This window comes from Gottfriedia acidiceleris (assembly GCF_002128425.1).
In the GTDB taxonomy this organism is placed as follows: Bacteria; Bacillota; Bacilli; order Bacillales; family Bacillaceae_G; genus Gottfriedia; species Gottfriedia acidiceleris.
In genome coordinates this window covers 219,610-234,540 of the sequence record NZ_NESS01000007.1, presented here as the reverse complement: position 1 = coordinate 234,540, position 14,931 = coordinate 219,610, and the positions used below count along the sequence as shown (strand labels likewise).

The following is a 14,931-nucleotide window of genomic DNA, read 5'->3' as shown; positions in this document are numbered from 1 at the left end:
TCTTGTTCATGGAAATTAAAATAAATGATGTCACATATTCATACAGTGAATCTGGCCAAGGGCAAACAATATTATTATTGCATGGTTTCACAGGTTCAAATGAGACATGGGGAAGTTTAATCAGTAAACTAGAGTTAAATTATCATGTAGTAGCAATTGATTTGTTAGGACACGGAAAGACAGATAGTCCAATTAATGATGAGCGGTATAGAATGGAGTTTGCTGCTAAAGATTTACATGATTTTTTAGTACAAAAGCAAATTGATTCTGTGCATCTTTTAGGCTATTCGATGGGAGGTAGACTAGCTCTCTATTTCGCTTTAGCCTATCCAACTAAAATTAGATCGCTTATTTTAGAAAGCTGCACGGCTGGTCTTAAAACTGAAAATGAAAGATTAGCTCGAATCGAACAAGATAATCATTTATCTTCAATGATCCTAAATGAAGGTATTGAAGTATTTGTTAATTATTGGGAAAACATTCCGTTATTTTCAACTCAAAAGAATTTGCCATCAGAGTCACAACAAAAGATTAAACAAGGAAGAATAAATCAGTCACCAATTGGCTTAAGTAATAGTCTAAAAGGGATGGGCACGGGCATTCAACCATCTCTATGGAGTGACTTGAAGCAATTTAAAAAACCTACTTTATTAGTTTGTGGAGAATACGATGAAAAGTTTTGCTTAATAATGGGGAAAATGAACCAGAGGCTAGAAAATAGCGAAATTATTAAAATTCCACATGCAGGCCATGCAATTCATGTGGAACATTCGGAAAAATTTGCTACAATAGTAATTGGGTTTTTATTGAAAAGTGAAAAGGAGGAAATTTCATGACTATTGAATGGGTACAAGAAAGAAAATATGAAGAAATTTTATATTCTACATATAATGGAATTGCTAAAATTTCAATCAATCGTCCACACGTACATAACGCATTTACACCATTAACAGTATCAGAAATGATTGATGCTTTTGCTTATGCAAGAGACGACGAAAAAATTGGAGTTATTATTTTAACAGGTGAAGGTGGAAAAGCATTCTGTTCTGGTGGAGACCAAAGTGTTCGCGGACACGGTGGTTATGTTGGACAAGACCGCATTCCCCGCCTGAATGTATTAGATTTACAACGCCTAATTCGCGTTATTCCAAAACCTGTAATTGCAATGGTAGCTGGTTATGCAATTGGTGGAGGTAACGTATTAAATGTAGTATGTGACTTAACAATCGCAGCTGAAAACGCTAAATTTGGACAAACTGGTCCTAAGGTTGGTAGCTTTGATGCTGGTTATGGATCAGGCTATTTAGCTCGTATTGTAGGGCACAAAAAAGCTCGTGAAATCTGGTACTTATGCCGTCAATATAATGCACAAGAAGCATTAGATATGGGATTAGTTAATAAAGTAGTACCTTTAGAAGAATTAGAAGCTGAAACAGTTAAATGGGCTGAAGAAATGCTTGAAAAAAGTCCAACTGCACTTCGCTTCTTAAAAGCAGCAATGAATGCAGATACAGACGGTTTAGCTGGACTTCAACAGCTAGCTGGAGATGCAACACTTCTTTATTACACAACTGAGGAAGCAAAAGAAGGCCGCGATGCATTTAAAGAAAAACGTACACCTGATTTCGATAAATTCCCACGTTTTCCTTGATTTGAAAGAAGATAAAAGCTTGATGAGAAATCATCAAGCTTTTTTTGCACATTAAGAAATTAAATTGGCAGCGGAGCCTCTGTCTGCGCACAAAGGCTCGCCAATCTATGAGTTTTCTTTAATTGAACTTTTGTACATTTTGATAAAAAGTCAGGAAGTGTTTTGATGAACCAAATTCCGAATTTTTTACTTGAGAGAGTCAGATTAACTCCTAATCGAATAGCAATCGCAACAAATGGGGAGGAAATTACGTTTAAAGATTTACATGATCGAGTTATCAATCTCGCATATAAATTTCACCATTGTGGCATAAAAGATGGATCTCACGTTTCTGTTTTAATGAATAATTCCGTTGAATTTATAGAAGTTGTTTATGCACTTCATTATATTGGAGCAACATCAATTTTACTGAATATAAGATTAAGTGATGACGAAATAGTATATCAATTAGAAAATAGTGATTCTGAATTTTTAATCGTAGCGACATCAAATACGATGACGATTCCTAAAAATATTAAACTGTTAAATATAAATGAATTGGAGAACAGTGAATCAAAGGAATTTCCGATTAAGTCTAATTTTGATGGAGATAAAATCGCAACTATGATGTACACATCTGGTACAACAGGTTTTCCAAAAGCAGTTTTACAATCTTATTTTAATCATTGGAGTAGTGCAATTGCTTCAGTATTAAACTTAGGATTAGATCATAAAGATGTATGGCTAGTTTGTTTGCCTATGTTCCATGTGGGTGGCTTATCTACTGTATATAAAAGTGCAATTTATGGCATGAAAATCGTGTTAACGAATAAAGCTGATGCACATACCATTAAGGACTGTGTCAAAAAGCATACTGTAACAATTCTATCTGTTGTAACAAAAGTTTTAAATGACCTCTTAACAATTGTAGAGGGTACAAATGATTTAAACAGCGTAAGAGCAGCCTTACTTGGTGGAGGGCCGGCTCCGTTACCACTTTTACAAAAGGCAACAGCATTAAATGTGCCAGTGTATCAAACATACGGAATGACTGAAACTTGTTCACAAATTGCAACGCTTTCTCCTGAATATATGCTTTCTAAAATTGGTTCTGCAGGTAAAGCTTTATTTGGTTGTACGCTTGAAATAAGAGATGATCATCGAGCTTGTTTACCAGGAGAAGTAGGAGAAATTGTAGTAAAAGGACCGAATGTGAGTAAAGGGTATTATAAACTTGCCGGGTTAACTGATTCATCTGAGTATCTATATACAGGGGATTTGGGTTATGTGGACGAGGATGGGTTTTTATTTGTAGTTGATCGTCGAAGTGACTTAATTATTTCCGGTGGTGAGAATATATATCCAGCAGAGATTGAATCAGTATTATTATCGCACCCAGATATCATTGAAGCTGGTGTCACAGGCAAAGAAGACCCGACTTGGGGTAAAGTACCTGTAGGATTTGTTGTAAGTAAATCCTCTAATCCTCCGTCACAAGAAGAAATAATCGAATATTGTCGAGATAAAATCGCAGGGTATAAAATTCCAAAGGAAATATTTTTTGTAGACAACCTACCAAGAAATGCAACAAACAAGCTAGTTAGAAGAGAGCTACTTAAGCTTCTATAAGGGGAATAAACATGTTGATTTGGCATATTGAATTATTTTTAATTGAACAGCCGTTAAAAATACCTTTTAAAACAAGCTATGGTACATATGAAAAACGTGAAAGTATTATTGTTAAAATTTTAGATACAAACGGAAGAATCGGTTATGGAGAAGTCGTTGCTTTTTCAGAGCCGTGGTATACAGAAGAAACGATTCAAACAGCACTTCATACTTTACAGGATTTCTTTATACCAATACTATTAAAAAAACATTTTAATCATCCAAGTGAAGTCGCTAAACTATTAAATCAATTTAAAGGCAATCAAATGGCTAAAGCTGGGCTTGAAGCTGCATATTGGGATTTATATAGTAAAATACACTCAATCACTTTAGCACAAGCACTAGGGGGCAATAAGGCAGAGATACCAGTTGGGGTTGTAATTAGTATAGACGAGCCAAGTAAAATGTTGAAACAAATTGGCGCATATATAGCAGAGGGCTATGAGCGATTTAAAATTAAAGTTTCAAAGGACAATGATTATGAAATTGTATCAACTATACGTAATAGCTATCCGACAATCCCTCTAATGATTGATGCCAATTCAGATTATTCGATTGAAGACATTCCGAAACTAAAAAAATTAGATGAATTTAATCTGTTAATGATTGAACAGCCATTCGGTGAACGCCAATTCATCGAGCACGCCATTCTTCAAAAGGAAATTTCTACACCTGTCTGTTTGGATGAAAGTATATGTTCCTTAGAGGATGTTCAAATTGCGTATGAATTAAAAGCCTGCAAAATCATTACCGTAAAGCCTGGTAGAGTCGGAGGATTATCTAAATCAATCGAAATACATGATTATTGTTTGGAAAAGAATATTCAAATTTGGGTTGGCGGTATGATTGAAACAGGTATTTCTAGAATTCAAAACGTTGCATTAGCCTCTCTTCCCGGATTTACAATACCTGGAGATATTTCAGCTTCTACTAGACATTGGGAGCATGATCTCATTTTTCCAGAAGTAGCATTAACAAATGGAAAAGTTAAAGTACCAGTTCGCCCTGGTTTAGGGGTAGAAGTGGATGAAGAGAGAGTCCGAAGTATTTCTAAAAAGATTTATAAATATACTTAAATAAAAAATACGATCAAATTAAACTTGTCATTCGTTTCAAGTTTCTTTGACCGTATTTTTTTTTGTTTCCTTATTTATTTTCTCTGGTACCGGATCATATCCACCAGGATGGAACGGGTGACACTTAAGAATTCTTTTAGTCGTTAAATATGAGCCCTTTAGTGCACCATGGGTTTGAAGTGCCTCTAATCCATAATGAGAGCAAGTTGGATAAAATCTACATGATGGTGGCGTTGCAGGTGAAATCCATTTTTGATAAAATCTAATGATTCCAATTAAAATTTTATTCATATATAAACCTTTCGTCTGCTAGAATTATTTCTCATCATGGTTATTTTTCATTTTTACGTCTTCTAGCTTATCGACTTTATGTTGTACACCATAGCCTTTATTTACAGTAAGAACGAAAGCACCGAATACAACAACGATAATAATTCCACTAACAACAAATACTCCAGTCATATTATATCCTCCTAAAATCGTTATACTACTATGATATAGTATACGGTCCAATTTGCAAGGCAATCAAATATTTTCATAAAGTTTTGAGGAATATTATTTCAATAATGATGAAACATTTTATTAGAAATAGTACAATGGATAAACAAGTATGAATGTAGGAAGGTTAAAATGTACATATTTAAAGATTTTTACCATAATACAGTTGAATTATCGTTTGAGAAACATCCATTTTCACACGCTCCAAAACATGTTTGGGTTATTTGTAAGTATAATGACCAATGGTTACTCACAGACCATCAAAGAAGAGGATACGAATTCCCAGGCGGAAAAGTCGAAGAAGGCGAATCACCTGAAGAAGCAGCTAAACGTGAAGTTTTAGAAGAAACAGGTGGAAATGTATCTAAAATTAATTATTTAGGGCAATACCGTGTTACAGGTAAGGACAAAATTATCATAAAAAATATTTATTTTGCCGAAATAGGAGAACTTTTAACACAAAAGCACTATTTTGAAACAAACGGCCCTGTATTGTTAGACGAATTTCCACCAAACATAAAAAAAGATCGCCGATTTAGTTTTATCATGCGTGACGAAGTATTTTCACAAAGCTTAAGTTACTTGAATACTAAAAAAAGCTCACTTTTATAAGGTGAGCTTTTTTTACAGAGTGTTGAAATATATTGTAGTCAATATAAAAAATACGAACATTTAATGATATTCGATGAAATTTGCAATATTTTTAAATATGATCTTTTAATCGTCTCTTATTGAAAGACAATAAATTTAATATGTTTTCTTTACTAACTTGCAAAAATTCAACATAATTAAAGTTATTATTATATACAAATTTCTTTTTTGAGGCTTTTTAATTATAACGATTTGTAAGACGTTGATTATGTATCACTTACAATTAGATTAATAAAGGGAAATTCATTTAGATTATTCTTTTTTATTAAGTAGATGATTGGAACGAAAGGGTGCCAGGCTCCTATGGGATTAGCGGGAAGGCTAAAGACCCCACAGGCGCCAGCCGAGGAGGCTAAAGAATCTCGCCCCATGGAAAGCGAGCACACTGTAGTGGAAATCAATTACACACAACTTATTTATCAGGGATAAAATTCCATCGTAATTGACAAAGTTCTTTTTCAACAGCATTAAAAAAGCTTACTACATTAAGTAAGCTTCTTTATATTAAACTTTTCCTATACCTTTATCTCACATTATTTCTTTAAAGTTTTTCTCTCAATATATTCAACAATAATATACATCAAACCAGCACACACACTTATGATTAATACACTCATTAAAACAAGAGTGAAGTTAAAAACTTGGAAGCCATAAACGATTAAATAGCCAAGTCCGTTTTTTGAAACTAAGAACTCCCCGACAATCACTCCTACCCAAGCTAAACCGACATTTACTTTTAATGTTGAAATGACAGTAGGTATACTAGCAGGAAAGATGACATTTTTAAAGATTTGAGTTTTTGTAGCTCCGAAACTTTTAATCACTTTTACGTAATTTTCATCTACCTGTAAAAAGGCTTGATAAATAACCAGCGCTGTTATGACAAAACTTATAATGATCCCCATGGCAATTATGGAATAATATGAGGGACCAAAAATTACAATGATGATTGGACCAAGCGCGACTTTTGGCATAGCATTAAAGACTACTAAAAATGGATCAAGTACCTTTGAGGCAAATGGATACCACCAAAGAATGATAGCCAAAATGACCCCGATAATTGTTCCTAAAACAAATCCAACAAGCGTTTCAGTGATTGTAGTTATGGCATCGTGATAAATAGAGCCATCACCCAATTTTACGATGAGTAAATCGTAAATTTTAGTAGGTGAACTAAACAATAATGGATCAATTATTTTTCTATGACTTAAAAGCTCCCAAGCTATAAAAAAGATAATTATAATTAATAGTTGGAAGAAAAATATGAGTAGCTTTTTACGGCGATTTTTTTTGATGATACTGGCGTGATAGGATTTTAGTTCGTCATTTACTTTATCCACGTTTCTCCAACTCCTTCCAAATCGCAGAAACATATGAAGAAAAGAGTGATTGTTGTCGTGTTTCAAAAGGGGAGCAAATACGTAATTCTTCTGGTAAATTGAAAATTTTTGATATTTTTGTAGGAGCATTTGTTAACGTAATGACGCGATCACACATTGCGACTGCTTCTTCAATATCGTGAGTTACTAAAATAGCAGTTGTATTTAACTTCTTAAATAAGTTGAAAACTAATTCTTCAAGTTTTACTTTATTTTGATAGTCTAGAGCGGAAAATGGTTCATCTAATAATACAATTGAAGGGCTTGTAGAAAGAGTTCTCACTAATGCAACGCGTTGTCTCATCCCACCGGATAGTTCTCTTGGGTATGCATTTTCATAATCCTTTAATCCAACTTCATTCAACAATTCTAGCGTTCGATGTTTATTTTCTTCGGTATCCTTATCTAGAATCTGAAGACCTAAAAAGATATTTTCTCTAATTGTTTTCCAAGGGAATAAATAGTCATGCTGAAGCATGTAACCAATATCTCCCGATTTTATATCATAAGGCTTACCTTTAAACTTTACTGATCCGTCATATGGTGTAAGCAATGAAGAAATGATCGATAATAGTGTGCTTTTTCCACAGCCACTTGGACCTAAAACAGATACAAATTCACCTTTTTCAACTTCAAACGTTAAGCCATCCAATATTTTAATTGCTTTTTCCTTCGATAAAAATACATGAGAAATATCATTAACTGTTAGATAAGTCATTTTATTAACCTACTACTTCTCCGTAGATTTTTCGGCGAATTTTGTATTAACTAAAACTGAGTGTGGGACTTCTTTTGGCAATTCGCCAGAGTTCTTCATGATATTTTGAAGATTATTCCACTCATCTTCTTCTAATATTGGATTTGTTGAATAAGAATTTTGAGACTTATAACGATCAATAACTTTAATTGAAATGTCTAAAGGAGTATCTTTAAAGAATGGAGCAACACTTTTTGCAATCTCTTCTGCAGAATGAGTATCAACCCATTGCTCTGCTTCATAAATTGCATCTGTAAATTTTTGTGCCGTTTTCGCATTCTTCTTCAAATAACTTTCTTTTGCGATAAAAGCAGTGTAAGGAACTTTTCCAGACTCCAAGCCGAATGAAGCAACGATTTTACCTCTTCCTTCTTTTTCCATAATACTTGCTGTAGGTTCAAACAATTGAACATACTCACCAGTACCTGATGCATATGCATTCGCTATATTTGCGAAGTCGATATTCTGAATAAGATTCAAATCTTTATGTGGATCAATCCCATGTTTACTTAGGACATATTCGCCAACCATTTGTGGCATTCCACCTTTTCTTTGACCTAAAAATGTTTTGTCTCTTAGTTGGTCCCAATTAAATGGTACAGTTTGATTTCTTGCTACTAGAAATGTTCCATCAGTTTGGGTCAATTGGGCAAAGCTTTTTACTGGGTCATTTGCGCCTTGAGCGTATACATAGATAGTTGTTTCTGGCCCAACTAATCCGATATCTGCACCGTTTGACAATACAGCAGTCATCGTTTTATCTCCACCAGCAGTAGTAGTTATTTCAACATCTAATCCGTGCTTTTTGAAAATTCCTTCACTAATGGCCACATATTGTGGTGCATAAAACAATGAATGAGTCACTTCTGCAACTGTCACCTTTGTGGTACCATCTTTAGGTTTATCCTTCGAACATGCACCTAAAATAGAAGCAACTAATAAAAACAAAATAACAAGCCATTTGATTTTCATTTAATCCCTCCTAATCGAAAATATACAATTAGCCTATGCAATAGGAGAAAATGGGTGAATGCGGAGTAATGCCTGTGCGAAAAACGCTCGGTTTAAAACAAAGAAAAACCTCTCTAATTTCCTTTTTTAGGAAATTAGAGAGGTTTTTTATCAATCACTCTTAGAAAAATATTTCCGAGTATCTTCACGTATTTCGTTAGGTAAAACCCTTTCTAATTCTTTGTTTAACCATGAAAGTGTTTTACTACGTAAATACTCATGCATTTTTTCTTCAGCAGAGAGCATGACTAAATTAATCGTGCAGGTGGCACTTGGAGTACAACCTTTTTCTCTAAAAAGATATCCGTTATCTTTAATGTTTTTACATTGAAAGATGGGCTTAGAACCTTCAATTGCTTCAATTACATCCCAAAAAGAAATTTCTTCTGGAGATTTGGCAAGTTTAAAGCCACCTTTAACACCTGGAACTGAACTGACAATACCAGCCTTAGATAACTTACTAAAAATCTTTGATAGATATGTATCTGAAACACCTTGAAAGAAGGATAGTTCTTTTATTCCAATTGGAGAATCGCAAGGAGTGTCAATTAAATAAACAAGGCAGTGAAGTGCATACTCAACTCCAACGCTATACTGCATTAAAACACCTACTTCATAAATGAGATTATTTTTAATTAATCTTAGAAATGTTTTATTTCTTTGTCAAACAATTGCTTTTGTTTTCGATCAAAGTTAAAAGAAGTTTGACATTATTAGATAAACAGAATAATATAGATAATATAAATCGGCGATTGAATTTGTCGCCATTTTATACATTTTGAAAATCTACATTTAATTTAATTATTTTTAGAATTAACTTTTTTAGGGGGAATTAAAAATGGAAAAACAAATTAATTATTCAAAATTGGCTCCAGGAGCACTAAAAATAATGATGGAAATGGAAAAGTATATTAAATCAGCAGGGATAGATGATAAACTTCGTGAACTGATTAAAATTCGTGTTTCACAAATAAACGGTTGTGCATTTTGCCTTGACATGCATACGGCTGAAGCAAGAGAAATAGGAGAAACGGAACAACGTTTATATTGTATAAGTGCATGGAGAGATTGCGATTTTTACACAGATGCAGAAAAAGTAGCTTTAGAGTTAGCTGAGCATATCACACTGATTTCGAATAAAGGTGTATCTGATGAACTATATAATCGTGTCAGTAAACACTTTAGCGAAAATGAATATGCAAATCTTGTATTCATCATCAATCAAATTAACAGTTGGAATCGTATCTCTATTTCTATGGGTAATAAACCAGCTGAAAAATAATACCCTTATCAAATTCGTCTTTTTGTTAAGAAGAGATAGAGAGAGGTACTAATGGAAATGAAAAAATGAGCCGATAATCGGCTCATTTTCTTTTTAAATAGCTTTTTATTACTAAAAAAGGCTGCCAAAAAGTCATTGATTCTGACTTTTTGGACAGCCTTTCATTATTAATTATTAGATTATTTTAAAGGTCCACCAAGTTCAGCTAATTTAGCATCAAAACCTTCAAACTTTTTGAAGTTCTCTTTGAATTTTGATACTAATTCAGAAGCTTTTTGATCGTATGCCCCTTTATCTTCCCAAGTTGTTGATGGGACTAACACACTATCAGGAACACCTGGTACATGAGTTGGAATTGCTAAACCGAAAAATTCGTCTTGAGTAGTTTCAACGTTATTTAAATCTCCTTCAAGTGCAGCGTGAACCATTGCTCTTGTGTAAGAAAGATTCATACGTTTACCAACGCCATATTCTCCACCAGTCCAACCAGTGTTTACTAAGAAAACATTTACATTATGTTTTTCAATTTTTTCACCAAGCATTTTTGCATATTCTACAGCTGGAAGCGGTAAGAATGGTGATCCGAAACATGTAGAGAATGTTACTTGTGGAGAAGTAACACCACGCTCAGTACCAGCTAATTTACTAGTAAATCCGCTTAAGAAGTGGTACATTGCTTGTTCTTTTGTTAATTTACTGATTGGAGGTAATACTCCAAATGCATCAGCAGTTAAAAAGATAATTGCATGCGGATGTCCAGCAACACTTGGCTCAATGATATTTTGAATTGCTTGCATTGGGTATGCAGCACGAGTATTTTCTGTTAAAGTTGTATCATCATAGTCAGCTAAACGGCTATCAGATTTAACAACAACGTTTTCTAACACAGTACCAAATTTAATTGCAGAGAAAATTTGTGGCTCTTTTTCAAAAGTTAAATTGATACATTTAGCGTAGCAACCGCCTTCAATATTGAATACACCATTATCTGACCAGCCGTGCTCATCGTCACCGATTAACTTACGGTCTGCATCTGCAGATAATGTAGTTTTACCAGTTCCTGAAAGTCCGAAGAATAATGCTACATCACCTTCGCTACCAACGTTAGCAGAGCAGTGCATTGGTAAAACATTATTTTGTGGTAATAGAAAATTCATGATTGAGAAAATAGATTTTTTCATTTCACCAGCATATTCCGTACCACCGATTAAGATTATTTTCTTCTCAAATGATACAATAACAAATGCCTCTGAATTTGTTCCATCTACTACTGGGTCCGCTTTAAATGTAGGGGCAGAAACAATTGTAAATTCTGCTTTATGAGTTTGAAGCTCTTGCTCAGTTGGGCGAATAAATAATTGGTGAGCAAATAAGTTGTGCCATGCAAATTCGTTAATTACTTGGATTGGTAAACGATATTCAGTATCAGCACCTGCAAATCCTTTAAATAAGAATAATTCGTTACGATCTTTTAAGTAGTTAAGTACTTTGCTATACAATTTTTCGAATACGTCAGCAGAGATTGGTTGATTTACTGAACCCCAATCGATTAAATTTTCAACAGATGCCTCTTTAACAATAAATTTATCTTTAGGTGAACGTCCAGTATATTTGCCTGTTGAAACGCTAACTGCTCCTGTTGACGTTAAAATTCCTTCTTGTCTTGTTAGAACTTTTTCAACTAATTCAGAAACGCTTAGTTGGTTATACATTTGATTACTAGTAAGTAATTCGTTTAATTCAAAGTTTACATCAACTGTCTTCATATACTAATACCATCCTCTTTAAATATAATTTGTCTGCCATGTAGGTATCTCGATAAATAGTATAACACATTTATTTTAATAGTGTATACTATTAGTTAGCAAAATGTGTTATGAATTTGATTAAAAAATAAATTTGAGTAAAATTTACTTATTTTATTGAAGTACTTTATTTAATTGTAAGATAATATTTAGTAATTTCCCATTAAATAGAAATGAATGTAGAGATTAAGTTATTGTAGAATTATGTCTAAGTAATGATGAAAAAGTTGTTGACAACAAAGTGAAATTTTAATATGATACTTTTCATACGGATACTCTCTTATCCCGAGTAGGTGGAGGGATACAGGCCCTACGAAGCCCAGCAACCTCACATAATGTGAAAGGTGCTGAACCTGATGCAAGACTTTTTTTGTCTTGGACGATAAGAGTGAAAGGCAATTAACCAAGAAACCTTTCCTCATTGTAATATGAATCAGAGGAAGGCTTTTTTTTTGCTCAAAACTTAAATACAGTGGCAATTTCGTAATTTACACTGAGTTATCTTTATCTTAAATGGGAAACATAGGTTTTAGGAACAATTTTTCTAAATTTATGTTGAGAAAAAAGAGATCCGTCAATTCAATTTAGGAGGGGACTCAATGTCACAACGTCGTTTATTTACTTCAGAATCAGTTACAGAAGGACATCCAGATAAAATCTGTGACCAAATTTCAGATTCTATTCTTGATGCAATTTTAGCAAATGATCCGAATGCTCGTGTAGCAGCGGAAACTTCAGTTACAACAGGTTTAGTACTTGTTGCAGGTGAAATTACAACTTCTACTTATGTAGATATTCCAAAAATCGTTCGCGAAACAATCCGTGAAATCGGTTATGACCGTGCAAAATACGGATTTGATGCAGATACATGTGCAGTTTTAACTTCTATCGATGAGCAATCAGCAGATATCGCTTTAGGTGTAGACCAAGCATTAGAAGCTCGTGAAGGTAGCATGACAGATGAAGAAATTGAAGCAATCGGTGCAGGGGACCAAGGTTTAATGTTCGGTTTTGCTGTTAATGAAACACCTGAATTAATGCCACTTCCAATTTCATTATCACACAAAATTGCTCGCCGTTTAACTGAAGTTAGAAAAAATGAAACAGTTTCTTACTTACGTCCAGACGGTAAAACTCAAGTAACAGTTGAGTATGATGAAAACAACAAACCAGTTCGTATTGATGCAATTGTTGTATCAACACAACATGGTCCAGAAGCTACTCAAGCTCAAATTGAAAATGATATTAAAGAACTTGTAATTAAACCAGTTGTACCAGCTGAGTTAATTGATGAAAACACAAAATTCTTTATCAACCCAACAGGTCGTTTCGTAATCGGTGGACCTCAAGGTGATGCAGGTTTAACAGGTCGTAAAATTATCGTTGATACTTACGGTGGATATGCTCGTCACGGTGGTGGCGCATTCTCTGGTAAAGATGCAACTAAAGTTGACCGTTCTGCTGCTTACGCTGCACGTTACGTTGCTAAAAACGTCGTAGCTGCTGGCTTGGCTGATAAAGCTGAAGTTCAATTAGCATATGCAATTGGTGTAGCTAAACCAGTTTCAATCGCTATTGATACATTTGGTACAGGTAAAGTTTCAGAAGAAAAATTAGTTGAAGTAATTCGCAACAACTTCGACCTACGTCCAGCTGGAATTATTAAAATGCTAGACCTACGTCGTCCAATCTACAAACAAACTGCTGCTTATGGTCACTTTGGCCGTACAGATATCGATCTTCCTTGGGAGCGTACTGATAAAGCAGAAGTTTTAAAAACTGAAGCAGGTCTTTAATTAATTGATTAAGGCTGAATATGGCATATGCTATATTCAGTCTTTTTTGTTTAGTTCGGTTTATTCAATCTATACAGGTATACTTAAAAATCATTTTTCATAGGTTTAAATGACTAAATTAAAGTTTGTAATGGAGGAACCTATGAAAGCGATTATATGTACAAAATATGGGCCACCAGAAGTTCTTCAGATAAAAGAAGTTGAAAAACCAAAAATAAAAGATGATGAAGTATTAATTAAAATACACGCAACAACTGTAACCGCAGGAGATGTAAAGCTTCGAAGTTCTGATTTTCCTTTTATGTATTGGCTGCCTTCACGCATTATGTTTGGTCTCACTAAGCCGAAAAATAAAATACCAGGTTGTGAGCTTGCAGGAGAAATAGTCACAGTTGGTAAAAACGTAAGAAATTTTAAAACAGGTGATCAAGTTTTTGGATATAGTGGAATTACTTTTGGGGCTAATGCAGAATATATATCTTTACATGAGGAAGGTGTTCTAGCTAAAAAACCAATAAATATGTCATTTGAACAAGCTGCAGCTGTACCTGTTGGGGCGCTTACTGCATTACATTTTCTAAGGAAAAGTATTATTCAAAATGGACAAAAAGTTCTTATTTATGGCGCATCAGGAAGTGTTGGTACCTATGCAATACAGCTTGCTAAATATTTCGGTACAGAAGTTACCGCATTATGTAGTACATCAAATTTAGAATTGGTGAGAGCCTTAGGAGCAAATGATGTAATAGATTATACAAATGAAGATATTGCTAACAGTAAGAAAACTTATGACATTATTTTTGATACGGTAGGAAAAAGCTCTTTTTCAAATTGCAAAAGATTACTTAACAAAGATGGCGTCTATTTATTAAGTGCAGTATGGAAGCTTTCAGTTTATTTTCAAGCAATTTGGAGTAATTTGATTAGTAATAAAAAAGCCATACTTGGTGTAGCAAATATGAACTATGAAGATTTAAATTATATAAAAGCACTTATTGAAGCGGATAAATTAAAAGCTGTTATTGATCGAAATTATCCGCTTGATCAAATTGTTGAAGCACATCGTTATGTAGAAAAAGGACATAAGAAAGGGAATGTCGTCATTAACATTCGAGGGATTTTAGACTGTTGACAAATGCTAGCCTTCTTTGTTGTTTCACCTTTCTACACAGAGAATCCCTCAAAATGATCTTTTGAGGGATTTCTTTTAAAGATTTTCATTTTGCTGTCTAATTTCTTCTCCAGCTAGAATGATGTTTGCAGTTTCAATTTTACGATGCTCATCCACGGAATGACCTGGATCGAGATTATTAAGGTCTGCTTGTATTTTCATTTGCTCTTCATTAATGAGGGGTTTATTTTTTTTACTCAATTTTAT

The 14,931-nt window shown here is 33.9% G+C and carries 16 protein-coding genes and 1 riboswitch; of the genes, 8 read left to right on the top strand and 8 right to left on the bottom strand.

Annotation, left to right across the window (positions count from 1 at the left end; translation table 11 throughout):
- Nucleotides 1–8: 8 nt before the first annotated feature.
- The 4 genes from menH (at nucleotide 9) to menC (ending at nucleotide 4,374) form a co-directional block, all read left to right on the top strand.
- Nucleotides 9–836 (top strand): 2-succinyl-6-hydroxy-2,4-cyclohexadiene-1-carboxylate synthase, encoded by an 828-nt coding sequence (gene menH, locus B6K90_RS15105; protein ID WP_088013607.1) that lies wholly within the window; start codon nucleotides 9–11, stop codon nucleotides 834–836.
- The gene (gene menB / locus B6K90_RS15100; RefSeq protein ID WP_056473277.1) at nucleotides 833–1,651 is read left to right on the top strand and encodes a 1,4-dihydroxy-2-naphthoyl-CoA synthase; all 819 of its coding nucleotides are present in this window, start codon (nucleotides 833–835) and stop codon (nucleotides 1,649–1,651) included. Before menH ends, menB begins: the two co-directional genes overlap by 4 nt.
- Before the next feature lie 165 nt (nucleotides 1,652–1,816).
- Nucleotides 1,817–3,259 (top strand): o-succinylbenzoate--CoA ligase, encoded by a 1,443-nt coding sequence (locus tag B6K90_RS15095; protein ID WP_088013606.1) that lies wholly within the window; start codon nucleotides 1,817–1,819, stop codon nucleotides 3,257–3,259.
- Nucleotides 3,260–3,270: 11 nt separating this feature from the next.
- Complete coding sequence (gene menC, locus B6K90_RS15090; RefSeq protein WP_088013605.1) at nucleotides 3,271–4,374, top strand: o-succinylbenzoate synthase; 1,104 nt, start codon at nucleotides 3,271–3,273, stop codon at nucleotides 4,372–4,374.
- Nucleotides 4,375–4,410: 36 nt separating this feature from the next.
- On the opposite strand, the gene yidD is transcribed toward menC, so the two are convergent.
- Both yidD and ytzI read right to left on the bottom strand, forming a co-directional pair.
- Nucleotides 4,411–4,665 carry a membrane protein insertion efficiency factor YidD gene (gene yidD, locus B6K90_RS15085; RefSeq protein ID WP_088013604.1) on the bottom strand — a complete coding sequence of 85 codons (255 nt, stop codon included), beginning with the start codon at nucleotides 4,663–4,665 and terminating at the stop codon, nucleotides 4,411–4,413.
- 24 nt (nucleotides 4,666–4,689) lie between these two features.
- Complete coding sequence (ytzI, locus tag B6K90_RS15080) at nucleotides 4,690–4,836, bottom strand: YtzI protein (RefSeq protein WP_088013603.1); 147 nt, start codon at nucleotides 4,834–4,836, stop codon at nucleotides 4,690–4,692.
- A 168-nt stretch (nucleotides 4,837–5,004) separates the two neighbouring features.
- Here ytzI and ytkD point away from each other — a divergent pair, with 168 nt between their 5' ends.
- Complete coding sequence (gene ytkD / locus B6K90_RS15075) at nucleotides 5,005–5,484, top strand: RNA deprotection pyrophosphohydrolase (protein WP_088013602.1); 480 nt, start codon at nucleotides 5,005–5,007, stop codon at nucleotides 5,482–5,484.
- A gap of 572 nt (nucleotides 5,485–6,056) precedes the next feature.
- Here the strand turns inward: ytkD and B6K90_RS15070 are convergent.
- The 4 genes from B6K90_RS15070 to B6K90_RS15055 form a co-directional block, all read right to left on the bottom strand.
- Nucleotides 6,057–6,863: an ABC transporter permease gene (locus tag B6K90_RS15070; RefSeq protein ID WP_167555380.1), complete on the bottom strand. Its 807-nt coding sequence runs from the start codon at nucleotides 6,861–6,863 to the stop codon at nucleotides 6,057–6,059.
- Nucleotides 6,856–7,620: an ABC transporter ATP-binding protein gene (locus B6K90_RS15065; RefSeq protein ID WP_088013600.1), complete on the bottom strand. Its 765-nt coding sequence runs from the start codon at nucleotides 7,618–7,620 to the stop codon at nucleotides 6,856–6,858. The genes B6K90_RS15070 and B6K90_RS15065 overlap by 8 nt, the downstream gene beginning before the upstream one ends.
- Before the next feature lie 12 nt (nucleotides 7,621–7,632).
- On the bottom strand, nucleotides 7,633–8,625 hold the full coding sequence (locus B6K90_RS15060; protein WP_407920530.1) for an ABC transporter substrate-binding protein: 993 nt from the start codon (nucleotides 8,623–8,625) through the stop codon (nucleotides 7,633–7,635).
- Between the two features lie 156 nt (nucleotides 8,626–8,781).
- Complete coding sequence (locus B6K90_RS15055; protein ID WP_088013598.1) at nucleotides 8,782–9,270, bottom strand: RrF2 family transcriptional regulator; 489 nt, start codon at nucleotides 9,268–9,270, stop codon at nucleotides 8,782–8,784.
- 238 nt (nucleotides 9,271–9,508) lie between these two features.
- Here B6K90_RS15055 and B6K90_RS15050 point away from each other — a divergent pair, with 238 nt between their 5' ends.
- Complete coding sequence (locus tag B6K90_RS15050) at nucleotides 9,509–9,952, top strand: carboxymuconolactone decarboxylase family protein (protein ID WP_088013597.1); 444 nt, start codon at nucleotides 9,509–9,511, stop codon at nucleotides 9,950–9,952.
- Nucleotides 9,953–10,131: 179 nt separating this feature from the next.
- On the opposite strand, the gene pckA is transcribed toward B6K90_RS15050, so the two are convergent.
- Nucleotides 10,132–11,718, bottom strand: coding sequence for a phosphoenolpyruvate carboxykinase (ATP) (pckA, locus tag B6K90_RS15045; protein ID WP_088013596.1), 1,587 nt, complete (start codon nucleotides 11,716–11,718; stop codon nucleotides 10,132–10,134).
- 316 nt (nucleotides 11,719–12,034) lie between these two features.
- Nucleotides 12,035–12,146, top strand: a riboswitch (SAM riboswitch).
- A gap of 210 nt (nucleotides 12,147–12,356) precedes the next feature.
- Between pckA and metK the strand changes: the two genes are divergently transcribed.
- The gene (gene metK / locus B6K90_RS15040; RefSeq protein ID WP_088013595.1) at nucleotides 12,357–13,553 is read left to right on the top strand and encodes a methionine adenosyltransferase; all 1,197 of its coding nucleotides are present in this window, start codon (nucleotides 12,357–12,359) and stop codon (nucleotides 13,551–13,553) included.
- A gap of 142 nt (nucleotides 13,554–13,695) precedes the next feature.
- On the top strand, nucleotides 13,696–14,685 hold the full coding sequence (locus B6K90_RS15035) for an NAD(P)-dependent alcohol dehydrogenase (protein WP_088013594.1): 990 nt from the start codon (nucleotides 13,696–13,698) through the stop codon (nucleotides 14,683–14,685).
- Nucleotides 14,686–14,760: 75 nt separating this feature from the next.
- Here B6K90_RS15035 and B6K90_RS23760 read toward each other — a convergent pair whose 3' ends face one another.
- The gene (locus B6K90_RS23760) at nucleotides 14,761–14,925 is read right to left on the bottom strand and encodes a hypothetical protein (protein ID WP_167555368.1); all 165 of its coding nucleotides are present in this window, start codon (nucleotides 14,923–14,925) and stop codon (nucleotides 14,761–14,763) included.
- Nucleotides 14,926–14,931: the final 6 nt, after the last annotated feature.